This window comes from Streptomyces sp. NPDC031225, assembly GCF_055570355.1.
On the sequence record NZ_JBVIHJ010000005.1, the window covers coordinates 441,021 to 449,091 of the forward strand.

An 8,071-nucleotide genomic window follows, 5' to 3' on the forward strand; every position below is an offset into this window, starting at 1 on the left:
GTTGTCAGTGGCCGCTGCTACCAATGAGGCTCGGGGGAGATTCGGTACGGGGGGCTCGGCATGGCGTACGGAGAGCGGGGGCGGCGTGTCCCGGTGGTCGACCTGGCCGACCGCAGGGCGCTGGAGCTTTACCGTCCGGCGGACTCGGCGGTGGTCGAGGAAGCGCGGCGCCTGAAGGAGGCCGCACTGCTGGACTTCGGGCTGACCGAGTCGGCCGTGGCGTCCTGGCTGTACGCCAAGTGCCGTCACCAGATCCCGACGACGGCGATCGACACGGCGGCCGTGGTCGCCTCCGGCGACGGCACCTGCCTGCTGCTCTACAACCCCGGCTTCTTCGCCGCTCTCGGCCTGGCCGGTGTGAAGTTCGTGCTGTTCCACGAGGCACGGCATCTTGTGCAGCGGCATCTGTTCGCCGACGCCGAGCAGCGCGCGGACCCGGTGTTCACGCTGGCCTGCGAGGTGTCCATCAACCACGTGGCGCTGGTCCGGCTCGGCCGGTCCGAGCTGCCCCTGCTCGACGGCCGCCCCACCGGTGTCGACCCTCGACGGGTCCACGACGCCTACGTCCTCGACCTGACGGAGCACGGTCTCGAACCGGTGCCGTACGAGACGTTCACCGAGACGGACCTGCGGGTGTACGGCGAGCTGAAGCGAATGCACGACCCGCCCGTCCCCGAGCGGCGGCTGTGCGTGCACCTGCGGGAGGGCGGCGTTCCGGCCGACCAGGAGACGGTCGACGCGCTCGCCTCCTCGGCGCTGCTCAACTCGCTGCTCGCGGCCCGGCGCGGGCACACGGGCGCGGAGCGGGAGCTGCTCGACCTGATGGGCCGCACCGACGACGGCGACACCCGGGCCGCCCGGATCTGGGGCAGCCTCGGTGCCGGCGTGCTGCGCGGCGAGACCACGCGCACGCGTGCGGTCGACTGGTGGCAGCGCTGGCTGGTCGACGTGCTCGGCTCCAGGCTGAGCGACGGCGAGCGCCTGGTGTACCCGAAGAAGCGGGGCGCGCTGCTCGCCGCCCTGGGCCAGGACCCGATGCTCTCGCGGCGCGGCCCGGTGCGGGAGAAGGTGCTCGTCGTCGCGTACGACACCTCGGGTTCCATGCCGGACCACGTCGTCGAGTGGCTCACCAGGCTCGTGGGGCGGATCGACGGGGTCGAGGCGCACTGGCTCTCCTTCGACGCCGAGGTGATGCCGTTCAGGCCCGGCGAGCGGGTTTACGGCGGTGGCGGCACGAGCTTCCAGGCGGTCGCCGACTATGTGGAGGGCCGCACGGAGGTCGCCGGGCGCCGCTTCGACGTCACCCCGGACGCCGTGGTGATGCTCACCGACGGATACGCCCCGCCCATCACGCCCGCCGAGCCGGAGAAATGGATCTGGCTGATCACGCAGGGCGGCGACGACTGGCCGGACACGCACACCCCGGCGATGGACTGCCATCGCGTCACCACAGGATCACGGTAATGACGACGGAAACAGAGCAGTCGACGACCTCGCGCCTGGAGTCCTTCATCGACGCGATGATCGACATGGGGCAGACGGGGCAGATCTTCGGCGAGCACGGCATCGGCAAGACGGCGACGTTCTTCTCTCACGTCGCCCGGGCGTACCCGGACGCGACGCTGGTGTACGTCCCCGCGGCGAACCTCACGCCGGACGACCTGCTCGTCAACGCCCCGGTGCGTGACCCGCACTCCGGTGAACTGGTCCTGCGCCAGCTGGTGATGAGCCAGCTGAAACCGGGGCAGCCGTTCGTGCTGCTCATCGACGACTCCCTGCAGGCGGGCGCGACGATCCAGTCACAGCTGATGCAGATCGCCTGCAACTGGACGCTCGGGGAGCACGATCTGCGCGCCCTGGGCTGCGTCGGCGTCTTCCTCACGGACAACGAGTCGCTGGCGGAGACCTCGGCCCGGCGCAGCGACCTCGCGCTGCTCGACCGCATGGTGACGCTGCGGATCACGGCGAACGACACCTCGTGGCGTCGGCACCTGGCGGCCGAGTACCGCCCGTGGGACCTGCGTACGGCGTTCTCGCTGTGGGCATCGCTCTCCCCCGCCCTGCGCGAGCTGCTGTCCCCGCGCACCCTGGACCACGTCCTGGCGAACGCGCGGGAGGGGTTCCCGCTGCGCTGGGGCCTGCCGCTGGTCGACGGGGAGCGGCTGCGGCTGGCCGAGCCGGGGCCGGACGGCAGGCCCGGGCAGAACCGCACGGCCGAGATCCTGGACCGTGTCGCCGAGTCGCTCGGCGTGCCCAACCCCGCGACGGTTCCCGATCCGGTGCGGCAGGTGGTGCGGGCCGCGCTGCGGAACCGCTGGACGGTGCTGCTGCAGGGCCCGCCGGGCTGCGGCAAGACGGAGCTGGTGCGGGAGACGGTCCGGGCCGGGCTGGGCCGGGAGCCGCTGTACTTCTCGCTGCCGGTGACGAACGTCGAGGACCTGTGCGCGCCGATCCCGTCGGCGGACGGCACCCTCGACAACCTGCTGGCCGAGAAGTTCACGGGGCCGGAGCCCAAGGCGATCGTGTGGGACGAGTACAACCGGCCCAGGGACAAGGCCGCGTTCGCCAAGCTCATGGAGATCACCCAGGAGTGGTCGCTGGCCGGCCGGCGGATCGAGAACCTGCGGGCGCAGATCGCGGTGCAGAACCCGCCGTACCACCTGGGCCGCAAGATGCTGGTGGCGCGGAACAACATCGCGCAGGCGACCCGGTTCACGGCCTCGCTCCAGGTGGAGCCCGAGGACATACCGGCCAACGAGTGGCTGCTGGCCCGGTACGGCTCGGACGCCGAGACGGTCCTTGAGTGGTGGAAGCACGACATCGACGACGACGGGCGCGCCTGGATCACCAAGCGCACGCTGGAGCGGCTGATCAAGCTGCACCGGCGCGGGTTGCCGCTGGAGATGGGCACGGTCTATCTCGGTGACGGCGAGTACGCGCCCGTGCCGCTGACCGGGCTGCTCGACCGCTTCCGGGGTCGCCCGGTCACCGGTCTGCGCGAGCTCGCGCGCGACGTCGGCGCCTGGGAGGCCCGGCTGCGCCGCGCCGCCGGTCACTCCTCGGAGGGCGGTGACGACAGCGACGTCGTGCACCAGGTCCTCGCCAACGCGGAGCTGTCCCAGCTCCGGAAGCACCGCGCGGCCGTGACCCGCCTGGTGGCCCTGCTGCCGGCGAAGCTGCGGGCGACGTACCTGGTGGGCGCCTCGGAGCAGCAACAGCGGTTCTGGACAGAGGTGTTCATGGCGATGCGCCGGTGACACCGGCGGCTGCGCCACGGGCGTGCGGCGGGGCGCGGGAGGGGTTGGTGCCGGGCGCCCGGGCGGGCCCCCGGCCCCGGTGATGCCCGTCGCGGTCGAGGCAGCGGGCCCGGCACAGGCGGCCGCCCCGGCCACCACTGCGGCCCCTCGTCACCCGGCTCATCGGTCCGAGGCGGCGAAGGCGGTTGCAGTCGCGGTGTCGAAGAGGGGCCCCGGACCAGGGCCACGCCGGGAACCGGCTTGCGCGGATCAAGCAGGTCCGGGCCACAACGGGCCCGGCAGCGGGGCGAGTTGGGCGGCCGGCCGCGGCACGGCTTGCGGCACCCCCGCGAAGCCGCTCGCCGCTCCCGCGCCGTCCCCGCTCACCACTCAGCCTCCCGGTAGTCCTTCAGGAAGACCCCGGACACGGGATCGCCCGCCTCACCGCGCACGATCGGGTCGTACACCCGGGCCGCCCCGTCCACGACGTCCAGCGGCGTGCGGAACCCGGCGCGGGCCATGCGCTCCTTCTTCGGTGCCGGGTTCTCGTCGGTGATCCAGCCGGTGTCGACGGCGCACATGTGCACGCCCTGTTCGGCGAGTTCGGCGGCGCTCGTGCGGGTGAGCATGTTGAGGGCGGCCTTGGCCATGTTGGTGTGCGGATGCCCGGCCGTCTTGTTGCGGACGGCGAAACGGCCCTCGACGGCCGTGACGTTGACGACGTACCTGCGCGGGTACGGGGAGGCGAGCAGCAGGGGCAGCAGACGGTCGCAGAGCAACGCCGGGGCGAGCGCGTTGACGAGCTGGGTCTCCAGGACCTCGGCCGGGTCGAGCGCGCCCAGCCGGGCCGACCAGGAGTTCTCCGGGGACGGATCGGGCAGCAGCCCGGCCTCGTCGGCCTCGCGCAGTGCGACGGGCAGCGATGCGGCGCCGCTCTCCAGCATCCGCGTCGGGGTGAAGCCCGGTGCCACCCGCACCCCCTCGGGCAGCGCGTCCCGCTCACCGGCGGCGAGCAGGGCGTACGACTCGGGCGGCCTGCGTACCGTCTGCGCCGCGTTGTTGACGAGGATGTCCAGCGGGTCGCCCTCCCGGCGCAGCTCCTCGCACAGGCCGAGCACCTGGCGCGGGTCGCGCAGGTCGACCGCGACGACGGTCAGCCGGTCGAGCCATTCCCCGCTGCCCGGCTCCGTCTCGAACCGGCGCACGGTGTCGTGCGGGAAACGGCTGGTCACCAGCAGCTGCGCGCCGTCCCGGAGCATCATGAGGGCCAGTTGGAAGCCGATCTTCACCCGGCCGCCGGTGAGCAGCACACGGCGCCCCGCGAGGTCCGTGGAGAGAGCCCGGCGGGCCGTGTTGTCGGCGGCGCACCGCGGACAGAGCCGGTGGTAGAAGGCATCGACCTGTCGATAGGGCGACTTGCAGACATAGCAACTGCGCGGCTTGCGGTAGACGCCGACGTCGCCCGGCCCGACCAGCGGCGCGTCCTCACGGCGGTCGTGGGCGCCGGTCGCGGTGGCAGCCATCGCGCCGGCGTCGGCGGCGGTGGTCTCAGCGCCTCGGGTCTTGCGCCGCCGCAGCCGTCCGTCGCGGGCGAAGGACGCGGCGACCTGCTCGGCCCGCAGCCGCACGGGGTCGTCGACGGGCAGCTCGCGCAGCCTGCCGACCGTACGGTGGAAGGCCGCGAGCTCGTCCTCGCCGATCACGTCACCCATGCGTCCCCGCCCCGTTCATGCCCTGCCGCGGACCGGGTCGGATTCGAACCGACGTTCCCTTCATGCCATGAAGGTGCGCCTGCCTCTGCGCTACCGACCCCTGTGCCATGGGCCCCGGCCGGATTCGAACCGGCGTATCCGCCCTGAGAAGGCGGCGAGTCTGCCTCTGCTCCACAGGGCCCGGGACGCAGCCCGGGGACCGGATTCGAACCGACGTGTCTCGCCTGAGCAAGGCGGTGCGCCTGCCTCTGCGCTACGCCCGGGTGCGCTCCCGGATCCTAACCGCACTCCCGGCCGGCCGGCTCACCGGTTTCCGAGCCGTCTGAGTTCCAGCCGCTCCTTCTCCGACAGCCCGCCCCAGACTCCGAAGCGTTCGTCGTTGGACAGGGCGTACTCGAGGCAGGCCGGACGCATCTCGCACATGCCGCAGATGCGTTTCGCCTCCCGTACCGAACTGCCCGGCTCGGGGAAGAAGAAGTCGGCCCCCGTCTGCGCGCACAGTGCCTGCGTCTGCCAGGCCAGATCGGCCGGGGTGATCGTGTCGTTGTGCATGGCCGAGATCGTGCCGGGCCGCGAAAAACGTTCGATCAACGCCGGATCAACGCCGCCGTTCACAGCAGCCGGCCACCTCGATGGTCCTCCGCCCGGCGCACGGACGCACGGCGGCGCGCGGAGTCGGTCCGCCGGGCGAATGCCCGCGCCCCAGCGGGGACGGTCGCCGCCGTCACGGCTCGCGCTCCCCCTCTGACCGGCGTCCACGACACTCCCGCTTCCGCCTGACGCACCAGCACCTGCCCCCTGCGGTCACCGCGACTGCGTACCGGCCGGCAACCGCATTCCGGCGGCGATTGTCAGTGGGCGGTGCGAGACTCGGCAGTGCAGGCAACGGGACCCTTCGAAGGAGGGCAGAAATGCTCACCACCCGTTATGTCACCGGCGCTCCGAACTGGCTCGACATCGGCACCCCCGACATCGACGGCGCCACTTCCTTCTACGGCGGGCTGTTCGGCTGGGAGTTCCAGCCGGGCCCGCCCGAGGCCGGCGGTTACGGCTTCTTCCAGCTCGCCGGCAAGACGGCCGCGGGCGGCATGCAGACCACCCCGGACCAGGGCCCACCGTCCTGGACCGTGTACTTCCTGACCTCGGACGCGGACGCCACCGCGAAGGCCGCCGAGCAGGCGCACGGCTCCGTGCTGATGCAGCCCATGGACGTGCTGGACGCGGGCCGCATGGCGATCCTCGCAGACAAGGCGGGGGTGCCCTTCGGTATCTGGCAGCCCGGGCGCACCAAGGGGCTCGACGTCACCCAGGAGCCGGGCTCGCTGTGCTGGGTCGAGCTGTACACGGCCGACCTGCCGATGGCCGCCTTCTTCTATCACGCGGCGCTGGGCATGGAGACCTACGGCGTGGACTTCCCCGGCGGCTCCTATACGACCGTGCTGCCGGGCGGGCAGGGCGAGGACGCCATGTTCGGCGGCATCGTCCCGCTGGCCGACGACCCACTGGAGGCGGAGAGCGGTCCGCACTGGCTGCCGTACTTCGAGGTCACCGACACGGACGCCGCGGTCGCGAAGGCGCAGGAACTGGGCGGCACGGTCCGGATGCCGGCAGTGGACGTACCGGGAGTCGGCCGAGTCGCCAAGCTGACCGACCCGTACGGCGCCCGTTTCGCCGTGATCAAGAGCGCGCCGCAGCAGAGCTGAGCGGACGGGGCAGGGGTCACGCCGAGGCGCGCCGCACCAACGTGGTCGGCAGCACCACAGCGTCCGGTGCGGCCCCTCCGCCCCTCGGGTCGAGCTCCCGCAGCAGCAGGCGGGCCATCAACCGGCCCATCTCCTCGATGTCCTGACGGACGGTCGTCAGGGGTGGATCGGTCTGCTCGGCGACCGGCATCATGTCGTCGAAGCCGATCACCGCCACGTCCTCGGGCACCCGGCGCCCCCGCTCGCGCAGCACGCGCAGGCCGCCGGACGCGGAGAGGTCGTTGGCGGCGAACACCGCGTCCACGTCCGGACGGCGGTCGAGCAGCTCCCGCATCGCGCGCTCCCCGCCGGCCGGGGTGAAGTCGCCCAGCACGACGAGGTCCGGGTCGGCGTCACCCATCACGTCCCTGTAGCCGTCGAGCCGGTCCACCGCGGAGGTCTGGTCGAGGGCGCCGGTGATGTGGGCGACGCGGGTGCGCCCGAGGCCGACCAGGTGGCGTACGGCCTCGCGGGCACCGCCGCGGTTGTCGCTGTCGACGTACACGACGTCCGTCGTCCCGTCGCTCCAGCCGGGGCGCCCGCCGAACACCGTGGGGACACCCGCCCGTTGGATCAGTCCGGGCAGCAGGTCGTCGAAGTGCAGCGAGAAGACGAGCGCGCCGTCGACGTGTCCTCCGGCGAGGTAGCGACCGACGCGGGCGTGGTCGTCACGGCCCTCGGTGAGCAGCAGCACCAGTTGGTTGTCGTGGGCCGTCAACTCCTTGCTGATTCCCCGGAGTTGCAGCCCGAAGAAGGGGTCGGCGAAGACCCGGGTCTCCGGCTCGGCGACGACGACCGCGATGGCGTCGTGGCGCCGGGTGACGAGGCTGCGGGCGGCCTGGTTGGGGACGTAACCGAGCTCCTCGACGGCCCTGCGCACCCGCTCGACGAGCGGCTCCCTGACCCCGTCCCCGCCGTTCACCACCCGGGACACGGTGGCCCGGGACACACCGGCCCGCGCGGCCACGGCCTCCAGAGTGGGACGCGGCGCTGTGTCGGTCACTTCGGGGCTCCTCATCCGCGGGGTGCGGATCAGGATAGCTCCGGCGCGCAGCGGGATGAGAGCGCTCTCGCCGTCGGCGGAGGAAGCGGAGGAGCGGAGGAGCGAAAGAAACGTGCGGCGGGCTATCCCGAACCCGGGCCCCTGGCGGGCGGGGGTTCCGCGGCCGCGAACCGATGTGCACGCGGGCCGGCAGGACTCGGGCGGACGAGCGCCCGGCCGGCACGTTCAGCTCTCGATGTCCTCGGCGGTGCGCCGCAGCCCTTGGCTTCGTAGGTGACAGCGGGGATCAGGCACACATTCCGTGAGGACGATCACCGGGATTCAAGGGCAGTGACGTAGCGTCGTCTGGGACCGTGGTGCGGTGTGACGAGCTTGTCA

At 72.3% G+C, this 8,071-nt stretch carries 6 protein-coding genes and 3 tRNA genes; 3 read left to right on the forward strand and 6 right to left on the reverse strand.

Annotation, left to right across the window (positions count from 1 at the left end):
• The first annotated feature begins 60 nt into the window (after positions 1-60).
• Together ACZ48Z_RS11670 and ACZ48Z_RS11675 are read left to right on the forward strand one after the other, a co-directional pair.
• Positions 61-1,464: a vWA domain-containing protein gene (locus ACZ48Z_RS11670; protein WP_468735628.1), complete on the forward strand. Its 1,404-nt coding sequence runs from the start codon at positions 61-63 to the stop codon at positions 1,462-1,464.
• Positions 1,464-3,257, forward strand: coding sequence for an AAA family ATPase (locus ACZ48Z_RS11675; protein WP_468735629.1), 1,794 nt, complete (start codon positions 1,464-1,466; stop codon positions 3,255-3,257). Before ACZ48Z_RS11670 ends, ACZ48Z_RS11675 begins: the two co-directional genes overlap by 1 nt.
• Before the next feature lie 362 nt (positions 3,258-3,619).
• On the opposite strand, the gene ACZ48Z_RS11680 is transcribed toward ACZ48Z_RS11675, so the two are convergent.
• The 5 genes from ACZ48Z_RS11680 to ACZ48Z_RS11700 form a co-directional block, all read right to left on the reverse strand.
• Complete coding sequence (locus ACZ48Z_RS11680) at positions 3,620-4,948, reverse strand: SDR family oxidoreductase (protein ID WP_468735630.1); 1,329 nt, start codon at positions 4,946-4,948, stop codon at positions 3,620-3,622.
• A 28-nt stretch (positions 4,949-4,976) separates the two neighbouring features.
• A tRNA-Ala gene (locus ACZ48Z_RS11685) sits at positions 4,977-5,048 on the reverse strand.
• A 9-nt stretch (positions 5,049-5,057) separates the two neighbouring features.
• Positions 5,058-5,129 (reverse strand) — tRNA-Glu (locus tag ACZ48Z_RS11690).
• 9 nt (positions 5,130-5,138) lie between these two features.
• Positions 5,139-5,212 (reverse strand) — tRNA-Ser (locus tag ACZ48Z_RS11695).
• A 39-nt stretch (positions 5,213-5,251) separates the two neighbouring features.
• On the reverse strand, positions 5,252-5,500 hold the full coding sequence (locus ACZ48Z_RS11700) for a WhiB family transcriptional regulator (RefSeq protein WP_468735631.1): 249 nt from the start codon (positions 5,498-5,500) through the stop codon (positions 5,252-5,254).
• 359 nt (positions 5,501-5,859) lie between these two features.
• Between ACZ48Z_RS11700 and ACZ48Z_RS11705 the strand changes: the two genes are divergently transcribed.
• Positions 5,860-6,651, forward strand: a complete 792-nt coding sequence (locus tag ACZ48Z_RS11705; protein ID WP_468735632.1) for a VOC family protein — start codon at positions 5,860-5,862, stop codon at positions 6,649-6,651.
• 16 nt (positions 6,652-6,667) lie between these two features.
• On the opposite strand, the gene ACZ48Z_RS11710 is transcribed toward ACZ48Z_RS11705, so the two are convergent.
• Positions 6,668-7,693 carry a LacI family DNA-binding transcriptional regulator gene (locus tag ACZ48Z_RS11710; RefSeq protein ID WP_468735633.1) on the reverse strand — a complete coding sequence of 342 codons (1,026 nt, stop codon included), beginning with the start codon at positions 7,691-7,693 and terminating at the stop codon, positions 6,668-6,670.
• Positions 7,694-8,071 lie beyond the last annotated feature (378 nt).

Bases quoted from the DNA above. Each gene is read 5' to 3' on its own strand.
- ACZ48Z_RS11670 (WP_468735628.1), top strand. From the start codon at position 61: ATGGCGTACGGAGAGCGGGGGCGGCGTGTCCCGGTGGTCGACCTGGCC.
- ACZ48Z_RS11675 (WP_468735629.1), top strand. From the start codon at position 1,464: ATGACGACGGAAACAGAGCAGTCGACGACCTCGCGCCTGGAGTCCTTC.
- ACZ48Z_RS11680 (WP_468735630.1), bottom strand. From the start codon at position 4,948: ATGGGTGACGTGATCGGCGAGGACGAGCTCGCGGCCTTCCACCGTACG.
- ACZ48Z_RS11700 (WP_468735631.1), bottom strand. From the start codon at position 5,500: ATGCACAACGACACGATCACCCCGGCCGATCTGGCCTGGCAGACGCAG.
- ACZ48Z_RS11705 (WP_468735632.1), top strand. From the start codon at position 5,860: ATGCTCACCACCCGTTATGTCACCGGCGCTCCGAACTGGCTCGACATC.